Origin of the sequence: Mesorhizobium sp. M0001, assembly GCF_040324255.1 — a bacterium.
Lineage (GTDB): Bacteria > Pseudomonadota > Alphaproteobacteria > Rhizobiales > Rhizobiaceae > Mesorhizobium.
In genome coordinates this window covers 174997-191119 of the sequence record NZ_JAMYVS010000004.1, presented here as the reverse complement: position 1 = coordinate 191119, position 16123 = coordinate 174997, and the positions used below count along the sequence as shown (strand labels likewise).

General features: G+C 63.6%; 16 protein-coding genes. 7 read left to right on the top strand and 9 right to left on the bottom strand.

Features of this window, described 5'->3' with window-relative positions:
• Positions 1–66 precede the first annotated feature (66 nt).
• Complete coding sequence (locus NKK50_RS13720; RefSeq protein WP_352543553.1) at positions 67–1980, top strand: PhoX family protein; 1914 nt, start codon at positions 67–69, stop codon at positions 1978–1980.
• 65 nt (positions 1981–2045) lie between these two features.
• On the opposite strand, the gene NKK50_RS13715 is transcribed toward NKK50_RS13720, so the two are convergent.
• The 3 genes from NKK50_RS13715 to NKK50_RS13705 all read right to left on the bottom strand — a co-directional run bounded on the left by NKK50_RS13715 (position 2046) and on the right by NKK50_RS13705 (position 4669).
• Complete coding sequence (locus NKK50_RS13715) at positions 2046–3617, bottom strand: GMC family oxidoreductase (protein WP_352543552.1); 1572 nt, start codon at positions 3615–3617, stop codon at positions 2046–2048.
• A 50-nt stretch (positions 3618–3667) separates the two neighbouring features.
• Complete coding sequence (locus tag NKK50_RS13710) at positions 3668–4192, bottom strand: gluconate 2-dehydrogenase subunit 3 family protein (protein WP_352543551.1); 525 nt, start codon at positions 4190–4192, stop codon at positions 3668–3670.
• A gap of 81 nt (positions 4193–4273) precedes the next feature.
• Entirely contained in the window at positions 4274–4669 is a 396-nt protein-coding gene (locus NKK50_RS13705; protein ID WP_023670926.1) for a VOC family protein, read from the bottom strand.
• 220 nt (positions 4670–4889) lie between these two features.
• Between NKK50_RS13705 and NKK50_RS13700 the strand changes: the two genes are divergently transcribed.
• On the top strand, positions 4890–5192 hold the full coding sequence (locus tag NKK50_RS13700) for a ribbon-helix-helix domain-containing protein (protein WP_023670924.1): 303 nt from the start codon (positions 4890–4892) through the stop codon (positions 5190–5192).
• 5 nt (positions 5193–5197) lie between these two features.
• On the opposite strand, the gene NKK50_RS13695 is transcribed toward NKK50_RS13700, so the two are convergent.
• The gene (locus tag NKK50_RS13695) at positions 5198–5908 is read right to left on the bottom strand and encodes a purine-nucleoside phosphorylase (protein ID WP_352543550.1); all 711 of its coding nucleotides are present in this window, start codon (positions 5906–5908) and stop codon (positions 5198–5200) included.
• A gap of 83 nt (positions 5909–5991) precedes the next feature.
• Positions 5992–8562, bottom strand: a complete 2571-nt coding sequence (gene cckA / locus NKK50_RS13690; RefSeq protein ID WP_352543549.1) for a cell cycle histidine kinase CckA — start codon at positions 8560–8562, stop codon at positions 5992–5994.
• A gap of 205 nt (positions 8563–8767) precedes the next feature.
• Between cckA and NKK50_RS13685 the strand changes: the two genes are divergently transcribed.
• Entirely contained in the window at positions 8768–9484 is a 717-nt protein-coding gene (locus NKK50_RS13685; RefSeq protein ID WP_023706175.1) for a flagellar biosynthetic protein FliO, read from the top strand.
• A 175-nt stretch (positions 9485–9659) separates the two neighbouring features.
• On the opposite strand, the gene dksA is transcribed toward NKK50_RS13685, so the two are convergent.
• Positions 9660–10076: an RNA polymerase-binding protein DksA gene (dksA, locus tag NKK50_RS13680; protein WP_023673491.1), complete on the bottom strand. Its 417-nt coding sequence runs from the start codon at positions 10074–10076 to the stop codon at positions 9660–9662.
• A 5-nt stretch (positions 10077–10081) separates the two neighbouring features.
• Positions 10082–10261, bottom strand: coding sequence for a hypothetical protein (locus NKK50_RS13675; protein WP_023696495.1), 180 nt, complete (start codon positions 10259–10261; stop codon positions 10082–10084).
• Positions 10262–10330: 69 nt separating this feature from the next.
• Here NKK50_RS13675 and NKK50_RS13670 point away from each other — a divergent pair, with 69 nt between their 5' ends.
• From NKK50_RS13670 to NKK50_RS13655, 4 genes are all read left to right on the top strand, one after another.
• Positions 10331–10834 carry a SixA phosphatase family protein gene (locus NKK50_RS13670; protein ID WP_023815810.1) on the top strand — a complete coding sequence of 168 codons (504 nt, stop codon included), beginning with the start codon at positions 10331–10333 and terminating at the stop codon, positions 10832–10834.
• An 86-nt stretch (positions 10835–10920) separates the two neighbouring features.
• Positions 10921–12399, top strand: a complete 1479-nt coding sequence (locus NKK50_RS13665; RefSeq protein WP_352543548.1) for a YcjX family GTP-binding protein — start codon at positions 10921–10923, stop codon at positions 12397–12399.
• Positions 12396–13463 carry a YcjF family protein gene (locus NKK50_RS13660; protein ID WP_023834141.1) on the top strand — a complete coding sequence of 356 codons (1068 nt, stop codon included), beginning with the start codon at positions 12396–12398 and terminating at the stop codon, positions 13461–13463. The genes NKK50_RS13665 and NKK50_RS13660 overlap by 4 nt, the downstream gene beginning before the upstream one ends.
• An 82-nt stretch (positions 13464–13545) precedes the next feature.
• Positions 13546–14094, top strand: coding sequence for a hypothetical protein (locus NKK50_RS13655; RefSeq protein ID WP_023673495.1), 549 nt, complete (start codon positions 13546–13548; stop codon positions 14092–14094).
• A gap of 343 nt (positions 14095–14437) precedes the next feature.
• Here NKK50_RS13655 and NKK50_RS13650 read toward each other — a convergent pair whose 3' ends face one another.
• Positions 14438–14704: a hypothetical protein gene (locus NKK50_RS13650; protein ID WP_023688654.1), complete on the bottom strand. Its 267-nt coding sequence runs from the start codon at positions 14702–14704 to the stop codon at positions 14438–14440.
• 183 nt (positions 14705–14887) lie between these two features.
• Positions 14888–16096: an MFS transporter gene (locus tag NKK50_RS13645; protein WP_023834142.1), complete on the bottom strand. Its 1209-nt coding sequence runs from the start codon at positions 16094–16096 to the stop codon at positions 14888–14890.
• Between the last annotated feature and the right edge of the window lie 27 nt (positions 16097–16123).

The following is a 16123-nucleotide window of genomic DNA, read 5'->3' as shown; positions in this document are numbered from 1 at the left end:
GTGAATGTTGCCTAAGCAGACTAGGGCAACGGTGCGCCGTAACATCCACCCTGAGAGGCAGACACCATGGCCAATACACCGTCTTCATCCTCCCCCGTCATCCGCGAAATCATTGCCGAGCGCGTCTCGCGCCGGTCTCTTTTGAAAGGCAGCCTCGCCTCCGGCGCGCTGATTGCCGGCGGCAGCTTTGTCGGCTCCTTGTTTGCCGGCGAAACGCATGCCGCCGCAGCGCAGTCGACGCTCGGCTTTCCCGAGCTGAAGCGGGTCTACGACAAGACCCATGCCGCCGCCGAAGGCTATGAGACGACCATCGTCGCGCGCTGGGGCGATCCGCTTGCAGCTGGCCTCGCCGAATTCGACGGCAACAAGGTCGCGGCGGAGGAACAGGAAAAGCGCTTCGGCTACAATTGCGACTACATCGCCTTCATGCCGCTGCCGAAGGGCACGGTGAATTCTGATCATGGCCTGCTCTGCGTCAACAACGAATACATCTCGCCCAATGTGATGTTTCCGGGGATGACCGAGGGCGATGCCGGCAAGACGATGACCAAGGAACAGGTCGATCTCGGCATGGCCGCGATGGGCCATTCGATCGTCGAGGTGCAATTGAAGGACGGCAAGTGGGAAACCGTAGCCGACAGTCCGCTGAACCGCCGCATCACCGCCAACACCGAAATGACCGTTTCCGGACCGGTTGCCGGCCATGCGCTGATGAAGACCTCGGCCGACGCGACTGGCACCAAAGTGCTCGGCACCAGCTACAACTGCAGCGGCGGTTTCACCCCCTGGGGTACGGTGCTGACCTGCGAGGAAGGCGTGTCCGACATTTTCGGCGGCGACCCGAAAAGGGCGCCGACCGCCGACCTGCTTGACCGTTACGGCTTCGACGGCTCCGACATCTATGGCCGCGGCCGCTTCCATGACCGCTTCAACCTCGACAAGGAACCGAACGAGGCCAACCGCTTCGACTGGGTGGTCGAGATCGACCCTTACGATCCTCAGTCCAGGCCGGTGAAGCGCACGGCACTTGGCCGCATGTCGCATGAGGCCTCGACCGTGGTCCTCAACAAGCACGGCCGCGTTGTCGTCTATATGGGTGACGACGACTATTTCGAATATATGTACCGCTTCGTCTCGGCCAAGGCCTATGACAAGGCCAACCCGGCCTCCGGCGCCGATCTGCTCGACGATGGCGTGCTGTCGGTCGCCCGCTTCGATGCCGATGGCTCGATGACGTGGCTGCCGTTGGTGCACGGCCAGGGCAAGCTTACCGTCGAGAACGGTTTTGCCGACCAGGCCGAGGTGCTGTTGAAGACGCGGTTTGCGGCAGATGCGCTCGGCGCCACGCCGATGGACCGGCCCGAGGACATCGAGACCAATCCGGTGACCGGCCGCGTCTATGCGGTGATGACCAAGAACAAGAAGCGCGACCAGTCAAAGGTCAATCCGGCCAACACGCGGCCGGAAAACCTGTGGGGCCATATTGTCGAACTGATCCCGCCCGGCGGCCGCGGCGCGGATGCCGACCACACGGCGGAAAAGTATGCCTGGGACCTGTTCGTGCTCTGCGGCAACCCGAAAGATGCCAAGGTCGGCGCCACTTTTCATCCGGATACGTCGGACAATGGCTGGTTCGTCTGCCCCGACAACATCACCTTCGACCCGGCGGGGCGGCTGTGGGTGGCGACGGACGGCGCCAATGATTTCGACCTGCCGGACGGCGTCTATGGCGTCGACACCGAAGGTGCGGCGCGCGGCCTGCCGAAGCTGCTGTTCACCTGCCCGCATGGCGCCGAAGCGACCGGCCCATGCTTCACGCCGGACGGCACGACTTTGTTCCTGTCGGTGCAGCACCCTGCGGAAGATGCAGAGACGCTCGACAAGGCGCAGACGCTGTGGCCCGACTTCAGGGATGGCCAGCTGCCGCGACCGTCCGTCGTCGCCATCCGCCGCAAGGACGGACAGCCGGTCGGCGCATAGTGAGTCCTAGGAAAAAAGGGCGGAACGCGCCATGCGCGTTCCGCGTAGCGATCCGGGAGGACGGCTCAGATCGTCTTGGCCGACATTTGCGAAGCGATGTATTCGGCCTGGCGGATAGCCAGCGACACGATCGTCAGCGTCGGATTTTCAGCCGCACCGGTGGTGAACTGGCTGCCGTCCGACACGAACAGGTTTTTGATGTCGTGCGCTTGGCCGTGCTTGTTGACGACGCCGTCTTCCGCCTTATCGCTCATCCGGTTGGTGCCGAGATTGTGGGTTGAGGGATAGGGCGGCGTCGGGAAGGAGCGCGTCGCGCCGACCGCATCGTAAAGCGCTGTGGCCTGCTTGTAGGCATGGTTGCGCATCGCCGTGTCGTTGGGATGATCATCGAAATGCACGTCGGCGATCGGCATACCGTGCGCGTCCTTCTCGTCCTTGTGCAGCGTGATGCGGTTTTCCGCGCGCGGCATGTCCTCGCCGACGATCCACAGGCCAGCCATGTGATCATAGTGGTCGAGCGCGATGGTGAAGGAACGGCCCCAGCCGCCGGGATTGAGGAAGGCGGCCATGAAGGGCAAGCCGAGCGACAGCGTCTCGAATTCATAGCCGCCGACAAAGCCGCGTGAGGGATCGTGCCGCGCCTCGTCGCGGATAATGCCGGCCATGGTGGTGCCGCGATACATATGCACCGGTTGGTCGAAGATGGCGTAGACCGAACCGGTGGTGTGGCGCATGTAGTTCTTGCCGACCTGCCCCGACGAATTGGCAAGCCCTTGCGGAAACTTCGCTGACTCGGAGTTCAGCAGCAGGCGCGGGCTTTCGATCGAGTTGCCGGCGACGGCGACGATGCGGGCCTTCTGCTCCTGCAGATTGCCGTCCTTGTCGGCATAGACGACGCCGGTCACTTTTCCGCTAGCGTCATGGTTGATCTTGATCGCCATGGCGTTTGGCCGGACCTCGAGATGGCCGGTCGCCTCACCTTTGGGAATCTCGGTGTAGAGCGTCGACCATTTGGCGCCCCATTTGCAACCCTGGAAGCAGAAGCCGGTCTGTTGGCAGGAGTTGCGGTCGTCGCGCTCGACCGAATTGATTGCCATGTTGCCGGTATGACATTCCTTATAGCCGAGCTTGTCGGCGCCGGCCTTGAGCACCTTGAAGTTGTTGTTGCCGGGCAGCCGCGGCCAGCCATTGGTGCCGGTGACGCCCATCTTGGCTTCCGCCTTGGCGTAGTACGGCTCCATCTCGGCCAATGTGACCGGCCAGTCCAGCAGGTTGGCGCCTTCCAGCTTGCCGTAGGTCGAGAGCGTCCTGAACTCATGCTCCTGGAAGCGCAGCGAGGCGCCGGCCCAGTGCGTGGTCGAGCCGCCGACCGATTTGACGATCCAGGCCGGCAAATTGGGGAAATCCTTCGACACCCGCCAGTCGCCTGAGGTTGTGCGCTTGTCCGTCCAGGCGAGTTGGCTGAAGGAACCCCACTCGTCGTTGATGAAATCCTCGTATTCGTGGCGCGCGCCGGCCTCGAGGATGACGACATCGACGCCTTTCTGGGCGAGTTCGTTGCCGAGCGTGCCGCCGCCGGCGCCGGAGCCGATGATCACGACCACGCCATCGTTGTTGAGATCAAATGAAGCTGCCATGGTTTCCTCCCATGAATTCCTGTTTGCGGGGTTTCAGAACGACGGAGGGCTCAGAGCCACTCTATGTCGTCGAAACCGCGCGCGATGTAGCCGCCCTTGGAGTAGGATTCGCCTTCGTAGCCGAAGATCGGCCACACCTCCTGCTGGTTGTAGAGGCTGACGACGAGGCCGCCGCGGACGGACTGGAAGAACGGCGTCGCCTCGATCTGCTGCAGCACGGCAACGCGCTGCTCCTCCCAGCCGAGGCCGCGAAAGCCGCCCTCGCCCGACTTCTTGTCGAGGTCGGCGATGCCGTCTTCGATCATCGTCTTGTAGGCAGCGTCCTTGCCGGCCTGCTCGTCATGGCCTTTTACGGCGGTGGCGTAGTATTTGTCGGGCACCTGATCGTGCGGATAGATGTCGCGCGCCATCTGGATCAGCGTCGCCATGGTTTCCGGCTTGAGCGCCGATGTCTCGAGCCCCCAGGCATTTTCAGGGCTGATGACGGCGCTGCCGGAAATGACGAGCAACGCGCCGATGCCGCCGCGTTTGAGAAGTTCACGACGTGAGAGCCTCGCGTCATAGATCGTGACCATTTTGTTCCTCCCTGCTTGCTGTTTGCGCCCTTGAACAGCGCCGTTGCTGGCGTTGCGCGGCTGAATGCGGCCGATAATCCCCTACTGGAAGCGGCCTCCACGCTGCAGAACCTCGATCTTGTAGCCGTCGGGGTCCTCGATGAAGAAAAAGCGGGCGATCAGCGATCCGTCGCGGTTGAATTCGACGATCTTCTTGGGGTTGAGGCCGAGCGCGCCGATCCGGTCGTGTTCACTGTCGAGATCGGACACCGAGACCGCCAGATGGCCGTAACCGTCGCCTAGCTCATAAGGCTCGGTGCGGCCCTTGTTCACGGTGAGTTCGAGCTCGAACCCCGTTTCGGCGTTGGCAAGGTAAATCAGCGTGAATGTCTCGAAATCCAGCCTGTCGGCGACATCGAGCCCGAAAGCGTTTCTGTAGAAATCGACGGATCTGGCCTCTTGGAGAACCCGGATCATGGAATGGATTGCCTTCGCCAAATCAGTCTCCGCCGCTGCATGCTGGAGGCGATTATGGGCGGCACGCGCGAAAGGTGGTGGCAGCCGGTTACCACGGCTAAATTTGCAATCGCTGCTATGCCTGCGCCTAAAGACGAAAGTCCGATTGCCGATTCGGCCCACAAGGCCGAACATGCAGGGACAACCATAACTTGAAGGCGCGACACGCTGCGCCCAAAACCAACAATATCGGGAGGTAAGGATGTGCAGGGTTTTTGCCGGGCAGGATCCGGAAGGCTATCGACAGATCAACCGGTCGATCCGCATCGACGGTCACTCTACGAGTATCCAGCTTGAAGGAACGTTCTGGGCGCTGCTTGACGAAATTGCCGACAGCCAAGGCCTGACGACGCCGAAGTTCATCTCAAAACTCTATGACGAGGCGATCGAGATCAACGGCGCCATTCCCAACTTCGCGTCGATGCTGCGCACCACCTGCGCGCTCTATTTGCGCGGTCACCGGCCAGACATGGATGAGCTGACGCCGAAGCGCGAAGCGGCCTGAGGAAGCTAGCCTTCCGCCGCAACGTCGAGCCCGAGCCGCGCCATATCGGTGAACAGCGCCTGACGTTCGGAATAGGCAGTCTGTTCGCCGGTCACGATGTTGTCGACGACGGTCAGCAGCGACAGCGCGCGGGCGCCGAAATGCGCCGCGATTCGGTAGAGTGCGCTGGTTTCCATATCGACAGCGAGAGCGCCAAGCGCCTGCGCTTCGGCAAAGCGGTCGCGCCCTTCAGGGTGGTAGAAGACATCGCTGCAGATGGTCAGCCCGGCCTGGTGGTCGATGCCGAGCTGGGCGGCGCAGGCCAAAGCGTGGGTGAACAGGCCGGGATCGGGCCCGGCGGCAGCATCGTAGAGGCCGAAGACCTGGCCGCTTTGGTCGCTTTCGGCGCGCACCGACTGCGAGATCACCAAGGAGCGCAGCGGCACGCGGGGTGTCAGGCCGCCGCAGGTGCCTGTGCGGATCAGCGTTTTGACGCCGTGAACATCCAGGAGTTCATGCACATAGACCAGGAAAGACGGGACACCGATGCCGGTGGCCTGGATGCTGATGGGACGGCCGCGATAGAGGCCGGTGAAGCCGAGTGCGCCCCGGCGGCGGTTGACGCAGCGCGACGCCTCAAGAAATGTCTTTGCCATCCACTCGGCGCGTTGCGGATCGCCCGGCAACAGCACCGTTGCGGCATAGTCGCCCCTGGCAGCCTCGTTGTGCGGCGTCACGACATGCTCCCCAAACCCGCCGCCCGTTTCGCCTGCAATCATGGCAGTGTCACGTCATTGCGCAAGCTTTGAATTAGGGCGCCCTAGGACTCCAATACATCCTTGACCACGGTGGCCAGTTGCTTGAGGGAGAACGGCTTCGGCAGGAAGCCGAATTGCGCGTCAGGCGGCAGGTTTCTGGCGAAAGCGTCTTCGGCATAGCCGGACACGAAGACGAACTTGATGTCGGGCTGGCGCTTGCGCAGTTCGCCGAGCAGCGTCGGTCCGTCCATTTCCGGCATCACCACGTCTGACACGACGATATCGACCTTGCCGCCGAGCGCTTCGAAGACTTCCAGCGCCTCGACGCCCGAGGAGGCCTCATGGACGGTATAGCCGCGCGAGGTCAGCGCCCGCGAGCCGCCCATGCGCACGGCGTCTTCATCCTCGACGAGGAGCACAGTGGCCGAGCCCGACAGGTCCTTGGCGCTGTCGGCGGCTTTCACCGGCGCAGCCGGCGCCTCGCTGACGTCGCCGGGCTTTTTCGCCTCCACGAAATGGCGCGGCAGGAAGATGCGGAAGGTCGAACCCTTGCCGACTTCGGAATCGCAGAAGATGAAACCGCCGGTCTGCTTGATGATGCCATAGACCATCGACAGGCCAAGGCCGGTTCCTTTGCCGACTTCCTTGGTGGTGAAGAACGGCTCAAAAATCTTCTTCAGCACGTCCGGGGCAATGCCCGAGCCGCTATCCTCGACCTCGACCACGACATAGTCGGCAGGCGTGAGCTCGCGGTAGGAGAAGCTCTTGCATTGTTCGGCGGTGACGTTGCGGGTGCGCACGGTGAGGTCGCCGCCGGCCGGCATGGCGTCGCGCGCGTTGACGGCCAGGTTGACCACCACCTGCTCGAACTGGCCGATATCGACCTTGACCGGCCACAAATCGCGGCCGTGGTCGACCTTCAGCTTGATCTCGTTGCCAACCAGGCGGGCAAGCAGCATCCGGAGATCGGCAAGCACGTCGGTCAGGTTCAGCACTTCCGGCCGCAATGTCTGCTTGCGCGAGAAGGCGAGCAACTGCCGCACCAGCGAGGCCGCCCGGTTGGCATTCTGCTTGATGTTCATGATGTCGGGGAAGGACGGGTCCGACGGCCGGTGATTGGTCAGCAAAAGATCCGACGCCATGATGATGGCAGTCAGCACATTGTTGAAGTCGTGGGCGATGCCGCCGGCGAGCTGTCCGACCGCCTGCATCTTCTGGCTCTGCGCCATCTGGCCCTCGAGCGCCTTCTGCTCGGTGGTCTCGACGGCATAGACGATGGCCGATTCCTCGGCGCCCTCGCCGGTGCCGTCGGCGACGGCGTTAACGTAGAAGCGGATGTGACGCTCCTCATTGCCGGGCAGCAGCGTGTCGATCGGCTCGATGTCGGCCTGCCTCAGCCGCGCCTTTTCGAACGCGGCGGCAAAGGCCGGCCGGTCGCGCTCGTGGATCACGGTGTCCAGCCGCACGCGGCGGTCGACCGCGTCGCCGTCGACGACGGAGGAAAACAGCGACAGGAACGGCGCGTTGGTGCGCAGGATGCGGCCGCCATTGTCGACGGCAGCAATGGCCATCGGCGTCGAATTGAAGAAACGGGTGAAGCGCACTTCCGAAGCACGAAGGTCGGCCGATGCGTCCTCGCCCTGGGTGCGGTTGAGCACAATGGTGCGGGTCGGACCGTTGGTCCCCTCTCGGCTGGCCGAGACCCGATGCATGAAGCGCACCGGCACCGCCTCGCCGGTTGTCGTCGTCAGATCGAGATCGATGACGGCGTTGCGGGTGGTGCCGGGATCGGCCTTGACCGAGCGCACCAGCGCCATGCCGTCGCCGGCGACGATTTCCGGGAGTGTCACGGCGCCAGGGGTGAAGCTCGCCAGATCGATGCCCAGCCATTCGGCGAGCGTGGCGTTGATGTAGGTGACGCGGCCTTCCTGGTCGGCCGAGAAGAAACCGGCCGGCGCATGGTCGAGATGGTCGATGGCCTTCTGCAAGTCGAGGAAGAAACGCTCCTGCTCGGCCCGTTCCTGCGAGATATCGGCAAGCTGCCAGGCAAGCATCGGCAGGCGCTGACCGGGAACGCTGAAGGTCCGGGCCCGCGCCCGGTACCAGCGCGCGCCGGGTTCGGCGCCCGGCCGGATCGACTGTGCTAGCCGGAACTCACCGTCGCCGGCCTGGCCATCGCGCAAGCCCGAGGCCAGCCGGTATATGGTCACCGAAGCTTCGGGGACATCGGAAAGCAGGCCTTCGACCGTCTTCAGATCGGCGGCCGACGCGGCACCGGTCATCTCGGCGTAGGCCCGGTTGGCGTAGACGACGCGGCCCTTGGTGTCGGTGACGATCAGGCCCTGCGACATCGAATCGACGAAGGCCTTCGACAGTTCGTCCCCGGTCGAACGCGGCGCGATCTGCACGAAGCCGATGGCCGTGGCGAACAGGAAGCCGACGCCGATCATGGCAAGCACGCCCAGCATGCCGAGCAGGAACGGATCGCCAAGACGCTCGCGGAAAATGCCGAAAACGATCGCGGCCCCAGTCAGGACGATGATGAACACGATGAGCCGGGTAACCGCGCCTGGCCGCGTGTTCTGATCGACGATCGGTACCGGATAGAAATCGCCGCGCGTTTCCCTGGCCATATGCCCCCTGCTCGTGAGTTGTCCGACACCGCCCCCGGCCGGTTGAATCACATTCTCCTAATCCGGAAAAGGCCTTGGCGGCAAATGTCGGATAAAAATGACGCGTCGGTGTTTTCAAGCTGTTCACGAAGCGTGAAGGCAACTTGCGGTGGCTGGCCGCAACGGTCTAGTGTCCCTCCACTTCAAAAGCCGATTGGGGGCACCGATGCAGTGGCTGGATAATGTGGCGGGTCCCGGATATGCCGCAGCGCTGCTGTGGACGTTTGCTGCCCTTGTCCTGCTGGTCATCGTGCTCATCATCATCAGGCTGATCCGCAACCTGACCTTCGGCACCTTCGTTGCCGGCGGCAGGAACCGCAAGACACGGCTGGCGGTCATGGACGCCACGGCAGTCGACAGCCACCGCCGGCTGGTGCTCATCCGTCGCGACGACATCGAACACCTGCTTTTGATCGGCGGCCCAACCGACGTTGTCGTCGAGCGCGATATCAGGCTTGCAGCGCCACGCCGTCCGGCATTGACCGGCGATGGCGGTGTTGGCCAGCAGCAACAGGCGCCGCGTCCGCGCGCAGCACAACCCGCTCCGGCCACGCCCGCAAGGCAGGCGCCGCCGCCGCAACCGGTAAGGGCTGCTCCGGCCGCCGTTCCGCCGCGCCAGGCCGCGCCGGCGCCGAAACCGGCTCAAATCTACCAGGCGAGCAATGTGACACCGCTGCCGGCCTATGGCTCCGCCGCCAATACTGCCCGGCAGGCCCCGCCACCGAAGCATGAGTCCATCGACGATACCCTGATGCGGGAGCTCGAGGTCTCGCTCGACGATTCGCACCCCAAACCGGCAAGCAAGCCGGCTGCGAAGGCACCGCAGTCTCTCGACGACGAGATGACCAAGCTGCTCGGCGAACTCGCCAGCCAGAAACGATAAAGCCCGGCGAACCGTCACATCTTGCCGATTCCCGATCGAACGCCGCTTAAGCGTGTCGTCCGTTTCAGCGCGACGCGCTTTAACTTGGGGGCGGACTAAACCCTTCGGCCAAAAACAGAAATGGCCGGGAAACCCGGCCATTTCTGATGAAACAGTCCTGCCTGACGGCAGCGGCTCAATCGTCGCGATAGACCTTCTCGCGGCGTTCGTGGCGCTCCTGCGCTTCGATCGACAAGGTCGCGATCGGACGCGCATCCAGCCGCTTCAGCGCGATCGGCTCGCCGGTTTCCTCGCAATAGCCGTATGTGCCTTCATCGATGCGCTGCAGCGCCGAATCGATCTTTGAAATGAGCTTGCGCTGGCGGTCGCGGGCCCGAAGCTCGATGGCGCGGTCGGTTTCCGAGGAAGCGCGATCGGCGAGATCGGGATGGTTGGCGTTTTCCTGCTGCAGGATTTCGAGGGTTTCGCGCGCTTCGCGCAGTATGTCGGTCTTCCAGGTGACGAGCTTCAGGCGAAAGTAGGATTTCTGCCGTTCGTTCATGAACGGCTCGTCTTCAGAGGGTACGTAATTGGCTGTAACGATATCGTTCATTCGACTCACCCAACAACCCCAAATTTGGCGCCTATATATTCGCGCAGAGAAGGCTGCACAAGCGTAATCCGCGCGCGTTTCACGCAATTGTTAATGCCGCGCGGGCGATCCTCAGCAAAGCCTTCCATAGCAAGGGCGCGGGCGAATTCGCACATGATTCGCTGCGCTTGGGCGTCGCCGCCCATTGTGCCTCAGGCCTTTCTCGTGGCTAATCCAGTTGTGTCATTGGTGGGCAGCACACCATTGGGGGTCCGGTGAGCAGACTGTATCTGTTGAGGCATGCGAAGGCTGGCTGGGCCCTTCCCGGCGTGCGCGACTTCGATCGCCCGCTCGACGCATCCGGCATTGCCGATGCCGAAATGATGGGGACTGCGATGCGTGCCCGCAACTACATCCCCGATATCACGCTCTGCTCCAACGCCAAGCGGGCGCGCCAGACGCTGGAAGGCATCGCCGGCCACACCGATACCGGCCGGGTGCTGTTCTTCGACACGCTCTACAGCGAGGATGCCGCCGGCTACCTCGCCATCATCCGCAGCAATGGCGGCCCCGGCTCGCTGCTGGTCATCGGCCACAATCCGATGACGGAAGACCTTGCCATGGCGGTCTCGGGCGACGGCGAAGAGGCTGCTCGGGCCATCATGAACCATGGTTTCCCGACCTCCGGCCTTGCGGTCGTGCGCTTCGACGGCACCCTCACCGAGGCTGCGCAAGGCGCGGGCTACCTCGAAGCCTTCCTGACGCCCGTCGATCTCTGAGCCGAGCCGGCCGAGGCCGGGCGCCATTTCAAACTTGAACCGCAAAGCCTATATCGGGCGCAAGAGCACGCCTGAGAGAACAGATTTTGGCATCATCGCTGACCACTTTCACCGACGAAGCGAGAATTGCCCTGGATACGCTGTCGGGGCGTGCGAGCGGGCTTTTTTCGCCGCCGCTTCGGCTGGGCGTCACCGGACTGTCCCGGGCCGGCAAGACGGTGTTCATCTCGGCTCTCGTCCACAATCTCATCCATGGCGGGCGCCTGCCGCTGTTCGAGGCGCAGAAGTCGGGACGGATCGCTCGCGCCTTCCTCGAGGAACAGCCGGACGATGCCGTGCCGCGTTTTCAGTACGAGGACCATATCTCCGCCCTGGTCAACGACCGTGTCTGGCCGGACTCGACGCGCGCCATTTCGGAACTCAGGCTCACCATCGAATATGAGTCTGCCTCCGGTTGGAACCGGATGTTTTCCAGCGGCCGATTGTCGGTCGACATCGTCGACTACCCCGGCGAATGGCTGCTCGACCTGCCGCTGCTCGGCAAATCCTTCGCAGATTTTTCGCGCGAGGCGTTCGAGATGGCGATGCTGCCGGTGCGGGCCGACCTGTCGCAGGACTGGCGGGCGCTGTCGGCGAGGATCGAACCCAATGCCGACGCCGACGAGATGACGGCGCGGCGCCTCGCCGAGAGTTTTGCCGCCTACCTCAAGGCCTGCAAGCTCGACGAGCGGGCGCTTTCGACCTTGCCGCCCGGCCGTTTCCTGATGCCTGGCGACCTCGAGGGATCGCCAGCGCTGACCTTCGCGCCCTTGCTGCTCAAGGGTGAGAAACGGCCGCGGTCCGGCTCGCTGCAAGCGATGATGGAGCGCCGCTACGAGGCCTACAAGACGCATGTGGTGAAACCGTTCTTCCGCGAACACATCACCCGCCTCGACCGCCAGATCGTGGTGATCGACGCCATGCAGGCGCTGAACGCCGGCCCCGGCGCGATGGCCGACCTGGAACGCGCGGTGACCGAAATCCTCTCCTGTTTCCGTCCTGGCCGAGGCAATTTCCTCACCGACCTGTTTTCACGCCGCATCGACCGCATCCTGGTTGCCGCGACCAAGGCCGACCATTTGCATCACGAAAGCCATGACCGGCTGCAGGCAATCGTGCGGCGGCTTGCCGACCGCGCCGTGGCGCGGGCAAATTTCACCGGCGCCGATGTCGACGTGGTCGCCATGGCGGCGGTGCGCGCGACGCGCGAAGGCACGGTCAAGCAAGGCCGCGAAACCCTGCCGGTGATCATCGGCACGCCGCTGAAGGGCGAGAAGATCAACGGCGAAACCTTTGATGGTAAAGCCGAAACCGCCATATTTCCCGGGGACTTGCCGGAGAAAATTGACGCGGTTTTCGACGTTTCCGAAGCCGACCACCGGCAGAGCAGCGACGATCCGGCGATCCGTTTCGTGCGCTTTCGCCCGCCAAAGCTCGAACGCACCGCTGAAGGCGTCACGCTGTCGCTGCCGCATATCAGGCTCGACCGCGCCTTGCAGTTCCTGATCGGAGACCATCTGGCATGACCGCGCCCCGCAGACCGGCAGCTTTCCGCATCGAGCCGGAGGCCGAACCGAAGCAGGAAACGCGCCGCCCCCATGCCGAGCCGCCGGCACGCAAGTCGCGCGCCGTCGTCGTGCCGGCCGAGATCGATGTCTTCGACGAACCCGACATTGTCGCCGCCGAACCGCCGCTGGCGACCGCGCCGCGCAGGCGCTCGCTGTTTGCCAGCCTGTTTTTCGGCGCGGTCGGCGTGCTGGTTTCGCTCGCCGTCGGCCTGTGGACCGACCAACTCATCCGCGACCTGTTCGAGCGCGCAGAGTGGCTGGGGTGGCTGGCAGCGGGAATGGCCGCAATTGCCGTGTTGGCGCTCGCGGTCGTGCTGGTGCGGGAATTCCTGGCTATTGCCCGGCTGGCCGAGGTCGAAAAACTGCAAAAGCGGGCGCTCGATGCCGTGGCGCGCGACGATCCGAAGGCTGCAAGGGCCGTCGTCGAAGAGCTTTCGGCCTTTGTCGCTGCGAAACCCGAAACCGCGGCCGGCAGGCGCTCCCTGGCCGAATTGCGCGGCGAGATCATCGACGGCGGCAATCTGGTGCGACTGGCCGAGGCCGAGATTCTCGGGCCGCTCGATGCGAGAGCCAAGGTGATGATCCTCGAAGCAGCCAAACGCGTGTCGCTGGTCACCGCCGTCAGCCCCCGCGCACTCGTAGACGTTGCCTATGTCGTGTTCGAGGCCGGGCGCCTGATCCGCCGCTTGTCCGAACTCTACGGCGGCAGGCCGGGCACGCTGGGCTTTTTCCGGCTGGCGCGCAGCGTTCTTGCCCATCTGGCGGTGACCGGCTCGATCGCCGTCGGCGACAGCTTTGTCCAGCAGATCGTCGGGCATGGCCTTGCCGCACGGCTTTCGGCGAAACTCGGCGAAGGCGTGGTCAACGGCATGATGACGGCGCGTATCGGCATTGCTGCCATGGAGACGGCGCGGCCCCTGCCCTTCATTGCCGGCAGGCGGCCGGGTATGGGCGATTTCCTGTCGGCGCTGACCTCGTTTGCGGCCAAAAAAGAGAATGAAGCACCCGCCTCAAGCAAGTGAACGCCCTCTCGCGGTCACCAAGCATTAACCAATCTTGTTCATGGTCGTCCAACAACAGCCTCCTTGTTGCCGGGTGTCGTCTATGAAAAGCGTAATCTTGTCCTGCGTCCTGCCCCTGGTCGCGCTTGCAGCACCTCTGGGCCCGACCGGGAAAGCCTTTGCAGCCGAGCCCGACAAGCAGTTCTTCCGGACCGTTGAAGGCAAATGGGTCGGCCCGGGCGAAATCATCGCCGGCAAATACAAGGGCACGAAGTTCACCTGCAGCTTCGACGGCTCGACGCCGGACAACAAGACCGGCATGACGCTCGATGGCGACTGCCGCGTCGGTGTCTTCACCCAGAAAATGTCGGCGACCGTCGAGCGCAAGGGCCGCGACTACAAGGGCAATTTCATGGGCGGCGCCGCGGGGTCGGGCCTGGACATCATCGGCGGCAATGTGGTCGATGCCCGCAAAGTCGTCTTCACCATCAACCGCAACCAATTGCGCGGCGTCATGCAGGCCCGCATTCCCGACGACAATTCGATGACGGTGACCATCGCGGTGCGCGTCGACCAGCAGCTGGTGCCGGTCATCGGTATGAGCCTCAAGCGCGTCGATGCCGTCGAAGTTGGCTCCATCGCCAAAAACTGACTCTCAAGCGGTTCCCCCAAAAAGCGCGGAACGGGGTTGCACTGCGCGATAGCTGAGCTGTTCCGCTCAGCTCGATGTCGGGAAATGACAGGCCACCTTGCGGCCGGGTTGGCGCTCCTCAAGCACGGGCCGCTCGGTGCGGCACCTTTCTGCCGCGATCGGACATGTGGCGCGCAACCGACGATGTCAGCGTCTCCGACGGCCCAAGCCACAGCAAGGCCAACGTGTCAGGGTCCTGTGCGTGCCGGCCGTCCTTCGTGTCAGCGCGATCCGCTTTAAGAACGCCAGCAAAAAAGGCGGCGGCTACTCGAGCCACCGCCTTTCTCAATTTCCGAACGAAGAATCAGCCCTTGATGGCGGCCGTCAGCTCGTCATAGGCCTTGCAGGCGTCGGCCGGCGTGGTGGCGCCCTGATATTTGGTCGTCACAGCCTGCACCTTGGCGGTCAGGTCGGCGGCCTTGGACGGATCCTTGGTGATCGCCTCCTGCAGCGCGGCGGTCATCTCCTGCGCCTTCTTGGCGGCAATCTCCTGCGTGCATTCAGGCGCCTTCGAACAGGCCGATGCGGCAAGCATGGCGACACCCACGCCGACGAGCAAAAACTTCTTCATGTCAGTCATTCTCCTCACGAAGGCAGAACTTGATCGCCGCTGCCTTCCAACGGCCGAAGCCTGGCGTCCCATAGCCGCCGATTGCGGCAAAACGCAACGTGTGCGGCGCATAAACCTGTGCAGCGCTGCTGCAACGGCGCGGACGGCCTGATTGAGGCCGCCCGTGTCAGACGAAGCAAGGTTTCAGCCACGAGGCTGCAGCAGCGCCAGTGCGGCCGTCGCCGCGGCAAGGACGGCGGTAAGGGTCAAAGGCCCCGTAGCGCCATAGGTGTCCACGACATAACCGCCGACAACCGCACCGACGGTGATGGCAACCTGGAAGGAAGTGACCATCAGGCTGCCTGCTGCTTCCAGCGCATCAGGTGCCTCGCGAGACATATTGGTCGGCAGCACCACCGGCGCCATGCCGAAGGCGAAGCCCCACAGCGTAACAAAGCCGAAGGCAACGCCGGTTTGCGCGCCCCAAAGCACCAAAGCGAGTGCCGCAAACGCCATCAACGCGGCGGTTACTGCGAGGGCCATGTGGATGTTGGTGTCGGCCAGGCGGCCACCGGCAATATTGCCGATCACAGCGGCGATGCCGAACCCGAGCAGCGCCAGGGCAATCGGCCCGGTTGTGAGGAGCGTCACCTGTTCGAGGAACGGGCGCACATAGACCGAGCCGGCAAAATGCCCGGTCATCAGCAGAACAATGGCAAGCATACCGAGTTGGATGCCACGCCGCCGTGTCAGCCGAAAGACGTCTGCAAGGCTGTTGCTTGCCGCCGCAGGCAAGGTCGGCAGGCTGAGAAGCTGCAGCAGCATGGCAAGCGCGGCCAGCCCCGCCGTCATGGCCATGGCGCTGCGCCATCCCAGCCAGTCACTGATCAACGCACCCATCGACGGCGCGGCAATGGTGGCGAGCGAGACGCCGAGGGTCACGATCGCCATGCCGCGACCTGTCGCATTGGCGCCAACCAGCCGCGCCACGACGGCAACGGAAAGTGCCCAGAAAGCGCTAAGAGCGATCCCCAACCCGGCCCGGCCCAGCAACAGCAGCCAGAAATTGGGCGCCAGCGCCGCAAGAATATTGGAACCGACCGCCAGGGCCATGAGGCCAACCAGCACCGCCTTGCGGTTCAATCGACCGATGAGAACATTGCTCAACATGGCCGTCACGGCGCCAACGGAAGCGGTGGCGGTGACGACCTGTCCGGCCGTTCCCTCGCTGATGCCGAGATCGCGCGCCATCGGCGTCAACAGACCTGCCGGCAAGAATTCGGCAGACACCAGGGCAAAGCTGGTGGCCGCCAATGAAAGGACCGCGAACCAGGTGGCCGCGCTCCACGCGGCTGGTGCATCGGCATCAAGGCCAATGGCGGCGTCTTCAAGCTGTAATGTTGTGTCAGTCACGGGAAGATCTCCACAGTTTGGAGATCT

Coding starts and splice junctions, on each gene's coding strand:
- NKK50_RS13720 (WP_352543553.1), top strand. CDS start 67: ATGGCCAATACACCGTCTTCATCCTCCCCCGTCATCCGCGAAATCATT.
- NKK50_RS13715 (WP_352543552.1), bottom strand. CDS start 3,617: ATGGCAGCTTCATTTGATCTCAACAACGATGGCGTGGTCGTGATCATC.
- NKK50_RS13710 (WP_352543551.1), bottom strand. CDS start 4,192: ATGGTCACGATCTATGACGCGAGGCTCTCACGTCGTGAACTTCTCAAA.
- NKK50_RS13700 (WP_023670924.1), top strand. CDS start 4,890: ATGTGCAGGGTTTTTGCCGGGCAGGATCCGGAAGGCTATCGACAGATC.
- cckA (WP_352543549.1), bottom strand. CDS start 8,562: ATGGCCAGGGAAACGCGCGGCGATTTCTATCCGGTACCGATCGTCGAT.
- NKK50_RS13685 (WP_023706175.1), top strand. CDS start 8,768: ATGCAGTGGCTGGATAATGTGGCGGGTCCCGGATATGCCGCAGCGCTG.
- dksA (WP_023673491.1), bottom strand. CDS start 10,076: ATGAACGATATCGTTACAGCCAATTACGTACCCTCTGAAGACGAGCCG.
- NKK50_RS13675 (WP_023696495.1), bottom strand. CDS start 10,261: ATGGGCGGCGACGCCCAAGCGCAGCGAATCATGTGCGAATTCGCCCGC.
- NKK50_RS13660 (WP_023834141.1), top strand. CDS start 12,396: ATGACCGCGCCCCGCAGACCGGCAGCTTTCCGCATCGAGCCGGAGGCC.
- NKK50_RS13655 (WP_023673495.1), top strand. CDS start 13,546: ATGAAAAGCGTAATCTTGTCCTGCGTCCTGCCCCTGGTCGCGCTTGCA.
- NKK50_RS13650 (WP_023688654.1), bottom strand. CDS start 14,704: ATGAAGAAGTTTTTGCTCGTCGGCGTGGGTGTCGCCATGCTTGCCGCA.